Annotated in this window: 16 protein-coding genes; 8 read left to right on the top strand and 8 right to left on the bottom strand. The window is 32.7% G+C overall.

Annotated elements, in window-relative coordinates:
- Position 1: 1 nt before the first annotated feature.
- Complete coding sequence (gene rpmH, locus ES674_RS10915) at positions 2–163, bottom strand: 50S ribosomal protein L34 (protein WP_066252696.1); 162 nt, start codon at positions 161–163, stop codon at positions 2–4.
- A gap of 167 nt (positions 164–330) precedes the next feature.
- Between rpmH and ES674_RS10910 the strand changes: the two genes are divergently transcribed.
- Both ES674_RS10910 and ES674_RS10905 read left to right on the top strand, forming a co-directional pair.
- A complete protein-coding gene (locus ES674_RS10910) occupies positions 331–1,227 on the top strand; it encodes a DUF6263 family protein (protein WP_148404061.1) in 897 nt (298 codons plus the stop codon).
- Positions 1,217–1,783 (top strand): DUF2892 domain-containing protein, encoded by a 567-nt coding sequence (locus ES674_RS10905; protein WP_148404060.1) that lies wholly within the window; start codon positions 1,217–1,219, stop codon positions 1,781–1,783. The genes ES674_RS10910 and ES674_RS10905 overlap by 11 nt, the downstream gene beginning before the upstream one ends.
- A gap of 1 nt (position 1,784) precedes the next feature.
- On the opposite strand, the gene cls is transcribed toward ES674_RS10905, so the two are convergent.
- From cls to ES674_RS10890, 3 genes are read right to left on the bottom strand one after another with little or no spacing between them, the layout of a single operon-like run.
- A complete protein-coding gene (cls, locus tag ES674_RS10900) occupies positions 1,785–3,242 on the bottom strand; it encodes a cardiolipin synthase (protein WP_317132049.1) in 1,458 nt (485 codons plus the stop codon).
- Entirely contained in the window at positions 3,242–4,171 is a 930-nt protein-coding gene (locus ES674_RS10895) for a lytic transglycosylase domain-containing protein (RefSeq protein ID WP_148404059.1), read from the bottom strand. The genes cls and ES674_RS10895 overlap by 1 nt, the downstream gene beginning before the upstream one ends.
- Positions 4,172–4,205: 34 nt before the next feature.
- On the bottom strand, positions 4,206–4,886 hold the full coding sequence (locus ES674_RS10890; RefSeq protein WP_148404058.1) for an alpha/beta hydrolase: 681 nt from the start codon (positions 4,884–4,886) through the stop codon (positions 4,206–4,208).
- A gap of 116 nt (positions 4,887–5,002) precedes the next feature.
- Between ES674_RS10890 and ES674_RS10885 the strand changes: the two genes are divergently transcribed.
- Positions 5,003–5,299, top strand: a complete 297-nt coding sequence (locus tag ES674_RS10885) for an N-acetyltransferase (RefSeq protein WP_211359286.1) — start codon at positions 5,003–5,005, stop codon at positions 5,297–5,299.
- 396 nt (positions 5,300–5,695) lie between these two features.
- Here ES674_RS10885 and ES674_RS10880 read toward each other — a convergent pair whose 3' ends face one another.
- Complete coding sequence (locus ES674_RS10880) at positions 5,696–6,517, bottom strand: T9SS type A sorting domain-containing protein (protein WP_148404057.1); 822 nt, start codon at positions 6,515–6,517, stop codon at positions 5,696–5,698.
- A 51-nt stretch (positions 6,518–6,568) separates the two neighbouring features.
- On the opposite strand from ES674_RS10880, the gene ES674_RS10875 reads away from it, so the two are divergent.
- A complete protein-coding gene (locus tag ES674_RS10875; RefSeq protein ID WP_148404056.1) occupies positions 6,569–8,152 on the top strand; it encodes an ABC transporter substrate-binding protein in 1,584 nt (527 codons plus the stop codon).
- Positions 8,153–8,416: 264 nt separating this feature from the next.
- Here the strand turns inward: ES674_RS10875 and ES674_RS10870 are convergent, their stop codons facing one another.
- The 3 genes from ES674_RS10870 to ES674_RS10860 all read right to left on the bottom strand — a co-directional run bounded on the left by ES674_RS10870 (position 8,417) and on the right by ES674_RS10860 (position 10,726).
- Positions 8,417–9,130, bottom strand: coding sequence for a lysoplasmalogenase family protein (locus ES674_RS10870; protein ID WP_148404055.1), 714 nt, complete (start codon positions 9,128–9,130; stop codon positions 8,417–8,419).
- A 91-nt stretch (positions 9,131–9,221) separates the two neighbouring features.
- Entirely contained in the window at positions 9,222–10,397 is a 1,176-nt protein-coding gene (locus ES674_RS10865; RefSeq protein ID WP_148404054.1) for a GlmU family protein, read from the bottom strand.
- A 77-nt stretch (positions 10,398–10,474) separates the two neighbouring features.
- A complete protein-coding gene (locus ES674_RS10860; protein WP_148404053.1) occupies positions 10,475–10,726 on the bottom strand; it encodes a type B 50S ribosomal protein L31 in 252 nt (83 codons plus the stop codon).
- A 158-nt stretch (positions 10,727–10,884) separates the two neighbouring features.
- Between ES674_RS10860 and ES674_RS10855 the strand changes: the two genes are divergently transcribed.
- From ES674_RS10855 to ES674_RS10840, 4 genes are all read left to right on the top strand, one after another.
- Positions 10,885–11,439 carry a DUF4199 domain-containing protein gene (locus ES674_RS10855; protein ID WP_246126024.1) on the top strand — a complete coding sequence of 185 codons (555 nt, stop codon included), beginning with the start codon at positions 10,885–10,887 and terminating at the stop codon, positions 11,437–11,439.
- Positions 11,440–11,482: 43 nt separating this feature from the next.
- Positions 11,483–12,424: a glycosyltransferase family 2 protein gene (locus ES674_RS10850; protein ID WP_148404052.1), complete on the top strand. Its 942-nt coding sequence runs from the start codon at positions 11,483–11,485 to the stop codon at positions 12,422–12,424.
- A 92-nt stretch (positions 12,425–12,516) separates the two neighbouring features.
- Positions 12,517–14,250, top strand: a complete 1,734-nt coding sequence (locus ES674_RS10845; protein ID WP_211359285.1) for a phospho-sugar mutase — start codon at positions 12,517–12,519, stop codon at positions 14,248–14,250.
- The gene (locus ES674_RS10840; RefSeq protein ID WP_148404051.1) at positions 14,247–16,076 is read left to right on the top strand and encodes an ABC transporter ATP-binding protein; all 1,830 of its coding nucleotides are present in this window, start codon (positions 14,247–14,249) and stop codon (positions 16,074–16,076) included. Before ES674_RS10845 ends, ES674_RS10840 begins: the two co-directional genes overlap by 4 nt.
- Positions 16,077–16,135: the final 59 nt, after the last annotated feature.

The following is a 16,135-nucleotide window of genomic DNA, read 5'->3' as shown; positions in this document are numbered from 1 at the left end:
ATTATTTTTTATGTCTTAATTCAGAAGATACAGATATTTTCTTTCTTCCTTTAGCTCTTCTACGAGCAAGGACTTTTCTTCCATTAGCACTAGCCATTCTTTCTCTGAACCCATGCTTATTTTTTCTTTTTCTCTTTGACGGCTGAAATGTTCTTTTACTCATTACTTATATCTTTAAAATCTTCTTAATATCTTGAATTCTATTTTAGGTTCTAAACCCTAAAACTGCGTGCAAATATACAAACCCTTTTTTATTTAACAAACCTTATTTTAAAAATATTTTATAGATAAAATTTTAGTTTCTTTGTACACCTTAAAAAAGGCATAAAAATGCACACGCCATTACCAACTATATTACTATTATTCACCTTATTAGCTAGTACTAGTCAGGCTCAAACACAATTGCAATATAATTTAAAAATTGGAGATAGTATCCATGTTTTTCAGAAAGCTAATCAACTTATCACACAAGATATGGATGGTTCTGCACATGAAATGACCAATATTGTAGAAAGCAGCTTCGTTTTTGTAGTTGAAAAAGTAACAGATAGCTCTTATATTTTCGATTTTTCTTATAAAGATTTCAAATTAAAATCTACTTCTAATCTATATGGCACATTAATGTCTGTAGATACCTCTGCTCCCATTCAAAAAGACAATATGGAAGCGTTAATTTTTTCTGGTTTAACAAAATCCAAACTTAAAATAGAACTTTTAAAAACAGGCGATATTATTAAAGTTCGCGGAACCACGCGTATGATTAATAATATGATGGATCGTGCTGGTATTAAAGACGAATTTACCAAGCAAGTTTTAATTGAAGAAATGAAGAAAGATTTTGGGAGCAAAAGCCTTTCAGATAGTTTTGAACAATTCACCTTTATATATCCTTCTAAAAAAGTGGCTTTAGGTGAAACTTGGAAAAATGTATATTCTGGAGATTTAGCTGCTGAAAACACGTGGACATTTAAAACCGCGAGTCCACAAATTACGCTATTAGGCACCGCAAAAATTACTTTGAAAACAGAAGAAGAAAATTATAACATGCTTTTAAAAGGCTTGCAAAACACCAATATAACAGCAGATATTAAAAGTGGTGTTGTAAAAACAATGACTGTGACTTCTAAAACTCAAGGTAACGCTGTATCTTTGCAAAATAAAGAGATAAAAATACCAACCTCAATAAATTCTGTTACAACCTATAAAACGAAACTTTATGTACAATAAAATTATAAAATTAATTATAGCATTTGGCATCATTGGCTATGCTGTTTATCAATTTGTGGAAGGCAATATTGGAAATGGTATTATGTTTATTCTTTTATCGTTAATTTTTATTTTTCTATATTTTAAAAATGAATTCATCTTATTAGCTTTTTTAAGATTAAGAAAGCAAGATTTTGTAGGCGCTAAAAAATGGTTGGATATGATTAAGAATCCAAGCAGTGCTTTAGTTAAAAAACAAGAAGGTTATTATTACTATTTACACGGTATTATGGTGTCTCAAACCAATATGAATGAAGCCGAAAAACATTTTAAAAAGGCTATTTCATTAGGTTTATCTATGGATCATGATTTGGCTATGGCTAAACTCAATTTAGCAGGAATAGCTTTTAGTAAACGTCGTAAAGTAGAAGCTAAACTGCTTTTAAGTGAAGCGCAAAAACTAGACAAACGTAATATGTTATCGGATCAGATTAAAATGATGAAGGATAATATGAAACGTGCCCAAATGCCTAATCAGCATTATGGAGGCCAAAATCAACAACGCGGCAGACGTTAATTTATAATAAAGGCGACCATAAACGGGCGTAAGATTCTTTCAGTTTATTATATTTTGGACGGTCCATCCAGCGCTCCAATGACAACTCTTCGCTATCCTCTAAATCAGTCAAAAAATGATCTTTGAGCTCCAAGCTCGTTTCTTCATTGTAAATAAGCGCGTTAATTTCAAAGTTAATATTGAAACTTCTATGATCTAAATTAGATGTTCCAATGGTTGAAAACAAATCGTCCACCACCATTGTTTTGGCGTGGATAAATCCTTTTGTATAGCGGTAAACTTTTACTTGGGCTTCTAAAAGACGCTCCAAATAGGAGTTTGTTGCATGTTTAGCCATCCAAGAATCGGATGATTTAGGAATCAACATCCGTACATCCACACCACTTTTAGCCGCAATTTGCAAAGCGGTAACAATTTCATCATTCGGAATAAAATAAGGCGTTGTTACATACACATAATCGTTTGCGGTATTGATGGCAACTAACATAGCTTCCATAATATTCGCCCAATCTGTGTCTGGTCCGCTGGCAACAATTTGAACTGCTTTTGTGGTATCCACATGAACATCCGGAAATAATTCAGATGAAATATCACAACTGGAGTTAGAAACAAAATCCCAAGTCATTAAAAAGTGCACCTGAAGTGGTTTTAAGGCTTCACCAACAATCCTTAAATGGGTATCTCGCCAATAGGACGTTCCATTTTTATAATTCACATAACAATCAGAAACGTTAATACCACCAATATAACCGATTTTTCCATCAATGATAGCAATTTTTCGATGGTTACGGTAGTTCATTTTACCTGTAAAATTCGGAAATAAAACCGGCATAAAAGCATAAAACTCAACACCACTCTTTTTTAATTGACGCTTTGTTTTAAATGAAATTTTACTACCAACATCATCAAAAGTCAATCGCACTTCAACACCTTGTAAAGCTTTCTCGCAGATAATATCAATTAGCTCCTTTCCAATATGATCATCTTTTAAAATATAATATTCTAAATGAATGTGGTGTTCGGCATTTCTTAAATCTTCAAAAAGCAATTTGAATTTTTCTTTGCCGTTCTTTACAATCAGAAGTTCATTTTTAAGGGTGACAGGCGTGTTTTTATTGTTATTCATTAACTTCACCATCTTCATTTTAGAATCCAAAAACACATCTAATTTATGAAGTTGACTAGGGCTTAATCTAAACTCATTACCTAACTTTTGAACAACCTTTTCGTTAAGGACATTTTTCCGATTGAATATTTTATTCTTCCTATATTCCTGTCCGAAAAAGTAATAAACGATCAATCCTAGAAATGGAAAAACCACTAAAACCAAGATATAAGACAAGGTTTTAGTGGGATTAATGTTTTTAAATAATATAGTAGTTGCTGCGGAAATTACCAGCACATAATTTATTGCAATTATGATAATCCAGATATTACTTTTAAGAAACGCGATCAGCATTAAGGTTTAACAGCGTAATACCCATCCTGTGGAATTTCAATAAAATAGCTTTTACCAGATTTATTGTTTAAATGTGGTTCACGCAACCAAGGATTATGAAGTTTTAATATTTTATAATTGATTTTGTGTTCCAGTGCAAATGTAGAAAAATCTGAAACTGGTTTATCTACCATAATCTTATAGGTTGGAACATCTTTATACAGGTCTTTTTCTCTAAAATTAAAACCGTATTTAGTTGGGTTAGACATGATTTCTTTTAATGCAACTATTCTAAACATATAACGTCCTGTTTCTTCGCCTAACAGTAAATCATAGTAACCTGTAACTTTTTGTTCGCCTAAACGTCTAGAAATCCCAGACATTCCCGCGTTATAAGCTGCAGCAGCTAAAGTCCAAGAACCTAACTTTTCTTTAGATTTTTTCAAATAATCACAAGCAATTTCGGTAGACAGTTCCAGATTATAACGTTCGTCCACATTATCATTAACTTCTAAACCATATTCCTTCGCTGTAGCTGGCATAATTTGCCAAACGCCTCTAGCTCCTGCTGGAGATACGGCATTGGTTAAACCACTTTCAATAACGGCTAAATATTTAAAATCATCTGGAACACCATGCTTAGCTAAAATAGGCTCAATAATAGGGAAGTATTTCTTGGCGCGTTTAAACATCAATAAACCATTGGATTGCCAATAGGTGTTTACTAATAACTCGCGGTCCATACGCTCATAAATATCTGGATCTTTTAACGGCAGAGCTTCACCTGCAAAATCCAAATTTTCAGGAATTTGTAACGCATAAACATTATAATCGTTTATAAGGTGTTTTTCGAAATTCTCATCCGTTTGAGCATTTTGCTGTGCAAAAATAAATAGGATGGTTAAACTTAACAACCCCATTAAAACCAAGGCTCTCTTTATCATTTTCATATGTGTAAGTTTTTGTTTAAAGTTATAAAATAAATCAACATGTTGGGTCGGTTCCTTCTAAAATAAGTTTAGGCAAATGCTTATTAAACCAACGGTATTTATTGAGTACCATAATATGTGTTCCATTTTCAACCGTAATACAATTTTGAATATATTTATATGGAAAAACATGGTCGTCAGACCCATGAATATGTATCAAGTTCTGTGCCGATTTTACTTGATTCCAATTAACCATTTCTTTAATAGCCCAATTGAGATACTTTGGATCGGTAATGGATAGGTATTTTTTATATAATTCCACGCGTTTTTTTACCGTTTCACCAAAGGCGTATTTAGCTAAAAAATCGATATTATTAATTATTGAGGTAGGAATTAAATTATAGCCTTTCGTGATGCGCATAAACTTCAATCTTTTAGGCAATTCATTTTTGCTTTTTACACTGGAAATAATAATTAAACGCACCAAGGGTATATGTTTGCTCATTTCTTGAACAACAATGCCGCCAAAAGACACTCCAATTAAAGCCACCTTATCATGTTTAATTCCTTTGGTTAAACGCAAAGCATAATTGGATAGAGATTCATCTGTTTCAGGAATTAGCCATTCTAGCCAATGAATTTCAAATTGGTGTTTCGGTAATTTTATATGTTCGAAAATTGATGGATTTGCAGCCATTCCCGGCATAAAATAAACATGTACTATATCTTGATTCATACGGCATTAAACCTCTTTATGCTTCCGTTTCACAATAATTTATCGTAAATTAGCGATACAAAACTATGTAAAAATAGTAATCACTTCCTATAGTTCCACTGAATAAAAAAAATATTATGATAGAAGAACATGAACTCATTGACAATGATTTTTTGCGCCAGTTTGAATTAAAAATAGACGATCAACTTGCAAAAATTGAATATTCCCTTCAGGAACGTAAAATATTTTTGACGAAATTAATTATTCCCGAAGAAATTTTCACGGAAACCTTCCAAAACAATTTTATTAAAGTCGTTTTTGAAAATATAGAAGAACGTAATTTAAGTGTTGTTCCAACTAGCCCTGAAATTGCTAAATTTATTAGAAAAAACAGACAATACAGAAGTATGTTACCAGTTGGCGTGCGTATCTAATGCGTGCTTTTCCTATTTATAATTCAACGCTAACTAATAAAGCGTAAATATAATAGTGTTTAAATTGTCCGACCTTAAATTCAAGTTAAAAGAGGATAATTGAAAGTCTCATGCCGTTTTTTAGATGTTTTAAAGGACTTTTTTAGCTTTTATAGACATTTGTGACTAGTTTTTGAAGTATCCAGCGAAGGGACGGCTAATAGCTACTTTATCCGTAAAAATATTATTGCAAGCTATATACTTGTTATGATAATTACGGTTGGATAATTACGGTATAAATTTCCAATAATATAAATGTAACACTTTCATTTTAGGCTATTTTCCCAAAGCTAAAACATAAAAAAAAGGCGTGCTTTGTTAAAGCACGCCTTTTGAAAACTTTTTTAAAATACTAACTTAACTCTTTATTATACGTTTTGAAACAGAACCTGTATCTGTTGAAATCTTTAAAATGTAGATACCTGAATGTAATTTAGATACATTTAAACGCTCCACATTATTAGATTTCAGAACCAGTTTTCCAGCAATATCAAATAACTCGGTAGTATAATTTGATATGGAATTCGGAAAATCAATATTAATATAATCTTGAGCAGGGTTTGGTGTTACAGAAATGCTTTTCAAAGAAAAATCATCAACAGACAACAAACATATACCTTCAAAAGTATAAGTACCATCAAGCGCTCCTAAAGTCCAAGCACCTGCACCCTTTGCCGCATAAGGTAATCCAGCAATAACATCACCACCAGTAACCCCAGTATCGCCACCATTAACATTCCCCATTTGAAAACCAACCCAATAAGTAGCTGGCGTTGTTCCGATTAAATTATTTAAAACTACAGGAGTTGAAAATGTGAATGTTACTGTGTAGATAGCAAACGTACTAATAGGTGCCTCTGTAACAACTGTAGGCGTAATAACTTCAGAAACAACTAATGTTCCAGGAAGGTTTGATGCATTATTATAAATACTAACCGTTCCTGTAGGATTCAAGTTAGCCATTAATGCTGCTGCCATTTTTACAGTAACCGTCGTTAAGCTAAACTGCGTTTCCGGAGCAACAACCATATCAAAAGCAACAGTTGCATTGGATCTTTCTGGATTAGTGTAAATAATACTCGTTACAGGAGCAGGATTACTTTGTGAACAAGGCGTTTGTGCATTTATTTGCAAAAAGCCAAGCGCAAAAATAAAAAGTAAAATGTAATTTTTTTTCATAATTTTAATGTTTTAGATTTACTAATAAATATATACATTCCTAACATACAAATGACATATCGTCTAATAATTTTATTACTTTTTTTTGGCTGTTCTTCTAAAAATCAGGAATTTACTGGAGTTTTTCGTTATAATGAGCATAAAAACATCAGTTCTCTAGATCCCGCTTTCTCAAAAGATTTGGCAGATATTTGGGCAACTAATCAATTATTCAATGGGTTGGTTGAAATGGATGATAGCTTAAATGTGCAACCAAGTATTGCTAAAAATTGGATTATTTCCGATAGTGCTAAAACCTACACTTTTACATTACGTCCAGATGTTTATTTTCATAATCATGCTTTATTTGGCAAAGATTCTACGCGAAACGTTACAGCTTCTGATTTTGAATACAGCTTAAATAGGTTAAAAGACAAGCAAATTGCTTCACCTGGCAGCTGGGTTTTAAATAAGGTTTCAGACTTCCGCGCGATTAATGATTCCACTTTTGAAATAAAACTAAAACAACCTTTTCCTGCTTTTCTTGGTTTATTAACAATGAAATATTGTTCAGTTGTTCCCAAAGAAATTGTAGAACATTTTGGAACCGACTTCAGAGCAAACCCAATTGGTACAGGTCCATTTAAGTTTCAGCGCTGGGAAGAAAACTTAAAGCTCGTTTTTAGAAGAAATAATAATTATTTTGAAGTAGATGCATCAGGAAGTAAATTACCTTATCTAGAGGCTGTGGCCATTACATTTCTTCCTGATAAACAAAGTGAATTCTTACAGTTTGCACAAGGAAACATAGATTATGTTTCTGGTTTAGATGCTTCTTATAAAGATGAAATTCTAACGGCGAATGGCGAACTTCGAGAAATGTACGCTAAAGATGTTAACATGATTCGTGGCCCGTATCTAAACACTGAATATTTGGCTTTTTTAATGGATTCTGATGTTTCTGAAATACAGTCAGAATACATCCGAAAAGCAGTTAATTATGGGTTTGATCGTGAAAAAATGATGATTTATCTCCGAAACGGCGTAGGTATTCCGGCTCATGGTGGTTTTATACCTAAAGGCTTGCCAGGTTATAGCGAATTGTCTGGGTTTAATTATCAACCTCAAAAAGCAAAGGAATTAGTCAATCAATATAAATTGGAAACCGGTAATGGAACTCCAGAAATCACTTTAACAACAACTAGTAACTATTTGAGTTTTTGCGAATATATTCAGCGTGAACTTCAAAAAACAGGTTTAATCGTTAATGTAAGTGTGGTTCCAGCGTCTAGTTTAAAAGACTCTAAAGCCAATGGTCAATTAGATATGTTTAGAGCCAGCTGGGTGGCCGATTATCCAGATGCCGAGAATTACTTATCTCTTTATTACAGTAAAAACTTCGCTCCCGATGGTCCAAATTATTCGCATTACAAAAATGAACAATTCGATAGTTGGTACGAGCAGGCGTTTACGGAAACCAATACCCTTAGAAGAGAAGCACTTTACTCTAAAATGGATAGTTTAGTTATGACATCTGCACCGGTTGTTCCTATGTTTTATGATGAAGTAGTAAGATTTACCAGAAAAACCATTTCAGGATTAGGTATTAATCCTATTAATTTATTGGATCTAAAACGGGTGAATAAAATAGATTGAATCTGTCATTAAGAGAACACAAAACCTCCAGGGTTTAAAAACCTATGAGGTTCATATCAAAATTCTAGACAAATGAAGCTTATTCGCGTCTAAATCTTTTAATATCCTAAAAACCATGTTTTATAGTGGCAATTTTGGTAACGATTAGCATCTATATGGTACTTGCTTATTATGATGAAAAATCACTATTTTAAAGTAAAAATTGAAGGTTTAGAAATTAATACTATTAACAGGTTAGAATTAAGACCTGTTATAAAAATTTTTTTATACCTCTTGTTTTTCTAATAACTTATGCTCGTCCTCCTTCTCATTTATAATTCCAAATACCACAAAATACAGCCCTAATCCATAAAGGAACATTATAAAAAAATCTTGAAATTGCAAATCAAATTTAAATGTTTTAATAGCCATCATGCCTTCACAAATTGAATATGAAAAAACTCCAAAAAGTACATAAAAGTAACTCTCTTTATTAAATACATCCTTTCTTAAATAAGCAAGCTGAAACATTAATAAAGTTAAAAAAAAGGTTATTAATGCAGGTATAAAAAAGCTTTTAAGATCATTTAAAAGAAGTGCCGTAAAAAAGATAATGTAACAAAATAGTAAAACTGCTAAAGGGATTAATCTTGAAATTCTGTATTCTTTTCTATGAGAAAACTTTAAACAGAAAAATATTTTTCCAAGTGAAAAAACGAATAGACTTATGCTTACAAAAATAAGGTTTGTGTTATTTATTATAAGTAGATCTCCAACAAAAAAACTTATTAAGGCTAAAAACATCCACAATTGCTTTCTTTTATTATTCCCTGTTTTATTAAAAATATAATACACTAACAAAAGCAATAATATAAAAGGTTTAGAAAATAGTCTAAACGGAAATGGGGGCAAATTCAATTTTACAAGTATGTCAATTAAAAGCATTGAAAAATACAACAATGCAAATAGTTTATGATTAGAAAAGAGTTGCTTAATCATCACTCTATATTTATAAATACAGGTAAAAGTAACAAACTAATCGGTAAAAATTGTTTGCTTTAATATAATAATAACTTAAAGAGATTAAACTCTATTCCCTTCTAAACTTTTTAGTTTCCTCAAACACATGTTCTAAAATAGCAGAATCTTGCTCGGTAAATTCTATTTCCCTACGAGACATAACCACTTCTGCTACCTCAAAAGCTTTTTTGGTTAAATAAGTTGTGAAGCCTTTACTGCCTCCCCAAGAAAAACTTGGTACGAAATTTCTTGGAAATCCACTTCCAAAAATATTTGCACTCACACCAATTACTGTTCCGGTATTAAACATGGTATTAATACCGCACTTACTGTGATCTCCCATCATGAGTCCACAAAACTGTAAACCTGTTTTGGCAAAACCTTCGGTTTCGTAATCCCAAAGACGTACTTCGGTATAATTATTTTTTAAATTGGAATTATTAGTGTCCGCTCCTAAATTACACCATTCTCCTATTACAGAATTTCCTAAAAAGCCATCGTGGCCTTTATTAGAATAACCAAATATAACGGAATTATTAACCTCTCCTCCTACTTTACTATGAGGCCCAATTGTAGTAGGACCATAAATTTTAGCGCCCATTTTTACGGTAGCATGATCACATAAGGCAAAAGGTCCACGAATAAAGCTACCTTCCATTATCTCGGCATTCTTGCCAATATAAATAGGACCATTTTCAGCATTTAATGAGCAGAAAGGCAATTTAGCACCTTCTTCAATAAAAATGTTTGCTCTGTTGAAAACTATTGTTTTTTCTGGTATTTCTTCAGACTGTCTGCCATTTGTTATCAAGTCAAAATCGTCTTGAATAGCTTCGCCGTTTTTAAAAAAAATATCCCAAGTGTTTGCAACTTTTAAAAGTGCTTCGTTGTATTCAATAGCTTCATATGCATCAAAATCGACTTCTTCTTGAGAATCTGTCGTAAAAAATGCAATTACATCTTCACCTTTAAAAATAGCCTGATTCTCTTGCAAATCTTTAATCATAGCCACCAATTCGTGGTTAGGGCAATATGATGCGTTAATCATCACGTTCTGCTCCATTTCAACCATAGGGAATTTATCCGACAGATAATCTTCGGTTACCGTGGTTGTTGTATAATCTAAATACATTTCCCATTTTTCGCGTATGGTTAAAATTCCAATACGAATATCTGCAACAGGACGTGTAAAGGTAAAAGGCAATAAATTATTGCGAGACGGACCATCAAAAAGGATATAATTCATGATAAAAGCTTTTTGGTAAAAATAAAAAAAGCCTTTCAATAGTTGAAAGGCTTTTAGAAATATATTTTAAGCTAAACTTATTTTTTGAATTTAGCGTATTTAGTTTTGAACTTGTCAATACGTCCTGCAGTATCTATTAGTTTAGATTTACCTGTGTAAAATGGATGAGATGTTCTTGAAATCTCCATTTTAACTAATGGATATTCAACACCTTCCACCTCTAAAGTTTCGTTTGTGTTTGCAGTAGATTTTGTTAAAAAAACGTCTTCATTAGACATGTCTTTAAATGCTACTACTCTATAATTTTCTGGATGTATATCTTTTTTCATCGCTAAATGCTTTAATGTCTTACTTTTTCGAGGTGCAAATTTAACCAATTTTAATAACTGTGCAATACTTTTTTAAAATATTTATAACATCTTTTTTTTGTAACGTTTTTATATATTTGAATACTAACTATTTTTAACCATTTCAAACATATAAAAACATGGAAACAACTACAAACCCAATGACCACAAATACGACTAAATCTATTGCCATTAATTATGGACTTTATTTAGGCGGCGTTCTATCTTTAGTAACCGTATTAGCCTACGCTGTAAACCTGGACTTATTCACAAAATGGTGGTTTGGGGTTGCAATTATGATATTAGTAATTGTAGTAGGCGTCCTGTCTTCCATAAAATCAAAAGCGCTATTAAACGGATTCATCAGTTTTAAAGGTGCATTTTCATCTTATTTTATAACAATTTTAATTGGTTTGGTTATCAGTTCTATAATAAGTTTTGTTATTTTCAATGTCATTGATCAAGAAGCTTCTGTTGTTTTACAAGAAAAAATTATTGAAACTCAAGTAGAAATGATGCGTGGTTTTGGAACTCCAGAGGAATCAATAGCCGGTATTGTTGAAGAAATGCAAAAACAAGAAAATTTGTATTCTCTTACAAATATTCTTCAAGGTATCGTTTTTCAATTAGTCGGATTTAGTGTCGTTGGACTAATTGTGGCTTTAGTTGTGAAAAAAGAACCTATAGAAGCTTAATTAATTTCGTTACTTTTGATGTTTCAAATATGAATTTACATACATGAATATATCAGTAGTCATACCACTACTTAACGAAAAAGAGTCTTTAAACGAGCTTCATGATTGGATTGCAAATGTTATGCAATCCAATCATTTTTCGTATGAAATACTTTTTATTGATGATGGCAGCACCGATGGTTCTTGGGAAACCATCCAGAAACTATCACAAAAAAATAGCGCTGTAAAAGGGATTCAGTTTTTACGAAATTTTGGGAAATCGCAAGCCTTACATGCTGGTTTTGAAAAAGCGCAAGGTGATGTTATTATTACCATGGACGCCGATCTACAAGATAATCCAGAAGAAATCCCCGATCTTTATAATATGATTATTTCTGAAGGCTTCGATATGGTTTCGGGTTGGAAGAAAAAACGCTACGATTCCGTACTTTCAAAGAATATGCCTTCTAAATTATTTAATTGGGCTGCCCGGAAAACCTCTGGTGTTAAACTGAATGATTTCAACTGCGGACTAAAAGCCTATCATCATAATGTGGTTAAAAACATTGATGTAAATGGTGAAATGCACCGTTATATTCCCGTTTTAGCTAAAAATGCGGGTTTCAGCAAAATAGGCGAAAAAGTGGTTCAACATCAAGCGCGGAAATATGGCGAAACTAAATTTGGAATGGATCGTTTTGTTCATGGCTTTTTAGATTTAATAACCATTTGGTTTATTTCAAGATTCGGGCGTCAACCCATGCATTTATTTGGTTCTCTTGGCGTTATTATGTTGGCTATCGGATTTGTTTTCGCCATATATTTAGGAATTGATAAGCTGTTTTTAAATCCTTACGGGCGACTAATTACGGATAAACCTCAATTTTATATCGCTTTAGTTACCATGATTATCGGAACGCAATTTTTTGTTGCCGGATTTTTAGGTGAAATTATTTTAAGAACTAAAGAAGATCGAAAACGCTATTTAATAAAAGATAATATATAGCAATCGTCTTTTCATTTTTAAATTTTAGAAGCAGGTACTAAAACTGCATTTTTTTTTGAATTACGCACTTTTGTGTGCTATTTACTACTATTATGATAGATATTAAACCAGAATTACTAGAACGCATAAACACGTGGTTAACGCCTACTTTTGATACAGAAACTCAAGATTATATAAAGAATTTAATGGCCAACAAACCCAATGATCTTCAAGAATCTTTTTATAAAGATTTGGAGTTTGGAACTGGCGGCATGCGCGGGATCATGGGAATTGGAACCAACCGCATTAATAAATATACTTTAGGAAAAAACACCCAAGGTTTAAGCAATTACCTAAAACAAAGTTTCCCTAATGAAACCATAAAAGTAGCTATTGCTTTCGATTGCCGACACAACAGCCAATCATTAGCCAAATTGGTAGCTGATGTTTTTTCGGCAAACAATATCGAAGTTTTCTTATTCGAAGATTTACGCCCAACACCCGAGTTATCTTTCACTTTAAAATATTTAAAATGCCATTGTGGAATTGTTTTAACAGCATCACACAATCCTCCAGAATACAATGGGTTTAAGGTATATTGGCAAGATGGTGGACAATTAGTGCCACCACAAGATGCCGAAATTATTGCTGAAATTAATCGCTTAAAGTATTCCGAAATCAACTTTGAAGCTAAAGAATCTTTAATTCATATTATAGGTGAAGAAGTCGATAATGTATTTATAGATGCATCCGTAAAAAATGGTAGTTTTAATACAGACCAAAAAGCGAAGGACAATCTCAATATTGTTTTCACCTCATTGCATGGCACATCTATTACTATTATTCCGGATACTTTAAAACGTGCGGGCTATAATCAAGTTCATATTGTTGCAGAACAAGCCAAGCCAGATGGTGATTTTCCAACGGTTAAATCGCCAAACCCGGAAGAACCTGCGGCTTTAAAAATGGCTTTGGAACTGGCAGAAAAAGTCCATGCAGATATAGTTATTGGAACAGATCCTGATAGCGACCGCATTGGAATTGCTGTTAGAGATTTAGATAATAACATGATTTTGCTAAATGGCAACCAATCCATGGTAATCATGACGGAGTTTTTGCTGAAGCAATGGCAAAAATCAAATAAAATTAAAGGAAAAGAATTTATAGGATCCACTATTGTCTCTACACCTATGATGACGGAATTAGCCAAAGCTTATGAGGTAGAATGCAAAATTGGCTTAACCGGTTTTAAGTGGATTGCCAAAATGATTAAAGACTTTCCCGCACTCGATTTTATTGGTGGTGGGGAAGAAAGTTTCGGGTTTATGGTTGGTGATTTCGTTCGTGATAAAGATGCCGTTACCGCTACCCTACTGGCTTGTGAAATAGCTGCCCAAGCGAAAGCTAAAGGTAGTTCAGTTTATGAAGAACTGATTAACATGTATATAACACATGGCTTTTATAAAGAACGTCTCATATCCATTACTAAAAAAGGAATTGAAGGTGCTGAAGAAATCAAGCAAATGATGGTTGAAGCTCGTGAGAATCCTTTGAAAATGGTCAATGGTTCTAAAGTTTTAAAAATAGAAGATTATCAATTATCGGTAACTAAAAATATTAAAACTGGCAAAACCGAACCAATTAGCGTTCCAAAATCCAATGTGCTTATTTATTATACTGAAGACGGCAGTCAAATAGCTTTAAGACCAAGTGGAACAGAGCCTAAAATTAAATATTATATTAGCGTAAACACCACTTTAGATAATGTGTCTAATTTTATAGCTACAGAAACCGCATTAGAAGCTAAAATGGATGCCATTATCAAAGATATGAAGATTACAGAATGAAAAAAATTACAATTCAGCTATTACCATTCATAAAGAAATTTAAAAAACACGTAGTTTTAAACGTGATTTTTAACATTCTAAATGCATTATTCACGACTCTTTCCTTTGTGGCCTTGATTCCGATGTTAAATGTTTTATTTGACAAAACGAATCGCGTAACAAAAGAACCTATTTGGAATGGAATCGGCGATTTAAAGAATTATGCTAATGACTTGCTAAATTATCATATTAGCAACTATTTAGATACCAATAACGCCCAGATGGCTTTGTTAATAGTAATCTCTATAGTGATTTCCACTTTCGCACTTAAAAACTTATTTGGGTATTTTGCCAGTCAACATCTTATGTATTTAAAAAACGGTGTCTTAACCGATTTGCGAAATGATATGTATGATAATATTATTAATCTTCCTTTAAAATTTTACTCTAAACGACAAAAAGGCGATGTCATGGCTCGAATTTTAGGTGACATTGGCGAAATGCAAAACTCGCTATTTATTGTTTTAGAATTAGTAGTTAGAGAACCCTTGAACATTGTATTCGCTTTAGGAACCATGTTTTATATAAATTGGCGCTTATCATTATTTGTTCTAATTTTTATTCCAACGGCTGGGTTTATAATTTCAAGAATCGGAAAAAGACTAAAAAGTCAATCGCTGACTGCACAACAAGAATCTGGACGCTTAATTTCAATAGTTGAAGAAACGTTAACAGGGCTTAAAATTGTAAAAAGTTATAATGCTGAACCTATTTTCAAAAGTAATTTTAGAGAATCAGCCGATAAACTTTTAAAATTATCCAATAGCATCGGGCTTAAAAACAATTTGGCGGGTCCGGTAAGCGAAATATTAGGAATTATTACCATTGCTGTTTTATTATGGTATGGTGGGAAATTAGTGCTTATAGATCAAGTAATTGAAGGCACCACATTTATAGGATTTATGCTACTTGCTTATGGTATTTTAACGCCTGCAAAAGCTATTAGTAAAGCCAGTTATAAGGTAAAAAATGGGATGGCAGCGGCAGATCGTGTTTTCGAAATCTTACATGAAGAGGACAATATGCGAGATAATCCGGATGCTGTAATTTTAGAAGAATTCAAACAACATGTTTCTGTAAATAATATTTCTTTTAAATATGATAACGAATACGTTCTTAAAAACTTTAGTCTACAAGTAGATAAGGGCAATACAGTGGCGCTTGTTGGCCAATCTGGAAGCGGAAAAAGCACCATAGCCAATTTAGTGACGAGATTTTATGATGTAAATGAAGGTAGCATTTCTATAGATGGCGTCGACATCAAGAACATGACTAAAAAGTCATTACGCGACCTGATGGGATTAGTTACACAAGACTCTATTCTTTTCAACGATACCATTAAAAACAATATTGCCATTGGAAAACCAGATGCCACGGATGCAGAAATTATTGACGCTTTAAAAATTGCCAATGCATGGGAGTTTGTGCAAGAATTGCCTCAAGGTGTTTATACAAATGTTGGTGACGCAGGAAATAATTTCTCTGGTGGCCAAAAACAACGTTTAAGTATTGCCAGAGCTGTTTTAAAAAATCCACCTATTATGATTCTGGATGAAGCTACTTCGGCTTTAGATACCGAAAGTGAACGTTTAGTGCAAATTGCTTTGGAAAACATGATGAAAAATAGAACATCCATTGTTATTGCGCATCGCTTATCTACCATTCAAAACGCAGATCTTATTGTGGTTATGAAACACGGTGAAATAGTGGAACAAGGAGCACATACTGAACTCATGGCTAAAAATGGAACCTACCGCAGGTTGGTAGACTTACAAAGTTTTGATTAAACCATTTAGAAATAGTTCATATTCTTTTTTTAAAAAATCAATAAACTCTTATTGTCAAT

The organism is Bizionia myxarmorum (genome assembly GCF_008086205.1).
Classification (GTDB): Bacteria; Bacteroidota; Bacteroidia; order Flavobacteriales; family Flavobacteriaceae; genus Algorimicrobium; species Algorimicrobium myxarmorum.
Note: the sequence above shows the minus strand (reverse complement) of the source record. Positions and strands in the feature narration are given on the sequence as shown.

Coding starts and splice junctions, on each gene's coding strand:
- ES674_RS10895 (WP_148404059.1), bottom strand. CDS start 4,171: ATGAAAATGATAAAGAGAGCCTTGGTTTTAATGGGGTTGTTAAGTTTA.
- ES674_RS10890 (WP_148404058.1), bottom strand. CDS start 4,886: ATGAATCAAGATATAGTACATGTTTATTTTATGCCGGGAATGGCTGCA.
- ES674_RS10875 (WP_148404056.1), top strand. CDS start 6,569: ATGACATATCGTCTAATAATTTTATTACTTTTTTTTGGCTGTTCTTCT.
- rpmH (WP_066252696.1), bottom strand. CDS start 163: ATGAGTAAAAGAACATTTCAGCCGTCAAAGAGAAAAAGAAAAAATAAG.
- ES674_RS10845 (WP_211359285.1), top strand. CDS start 12,517: ATGATAGATATTAAACCAGAATTACTAGAACGCATAAACACGTGGTTA.
- cls (WP_317132049.1), bottom strand. CDS start 3,242: ATGCTGATCGCGTTTCTTAAAAGTAATATCTGGATTATCATAATTGCA.
- ES674_RS10850 (WP_148404052.1), top strand. CDS start 11,483: ATGAATATATCAGTAGTCATACCACTACTTAACGAAAAAGAGTCTTTA.
- ES674_RS10855 (WP_246126024.1), top strand. CDS start 10,885: ATGGAAACAACTACAAACCCAATGACCACAAATACGACTAAATCTATT.
- ES674_RS10910 (WP_148404061.1), top strand. CDS start 331: ATGCACACGCCATTACCAACTATATTACTATTATTCACCTTATTAGCT.
- ES674_RS10880 (WP_148404057.1), bottom strand. CDS start 6,517: ATGAAAAAAAATTACATTTTACTTTTTATTTTTGCGCTTGGCTTTTTG.
- ES674_RS10885 (WP_211359286.1), top strand. CDS start 5,003: ATGATAGAAGAACATGAACTCATTGACAATGATTTTTTGCGCCAGTTT.
- ES674_RS10860 (WP_148404053.1), bottom strand. CDS start 10,726: ATGAAAAAAGATATACATCCAGAAAATTATAGAGTAGTAGCATTTAAA.
- ES674_RS10905 (WP_148404060.1), top strand. CDS start 1,217: ATGTACAATAAAATTATAAAATTAATTATAGCATTTGGCATCATTGGC.
- ES674_RS10865 (WP_148404054.1), bottom strand. CDS start 10,397: ATGAATTATATCCTTTTTGATGGTCCGTCTCGCAATAATTTATTGCCT.
- ES674_RS10840 (WP_148404051.1), top strand. CDS start 14,247: ATGAAAAAAATTACAATTCAGCTATTACCATTCATAAAGAAATTTAAA.
- ES674_RS10870 (WP_148404055.1), bottom strand. CDS start 9,130: ATGATTAAGCAACTCTTTTCTAATCATAAACTATTTGCATTGTTGTAT.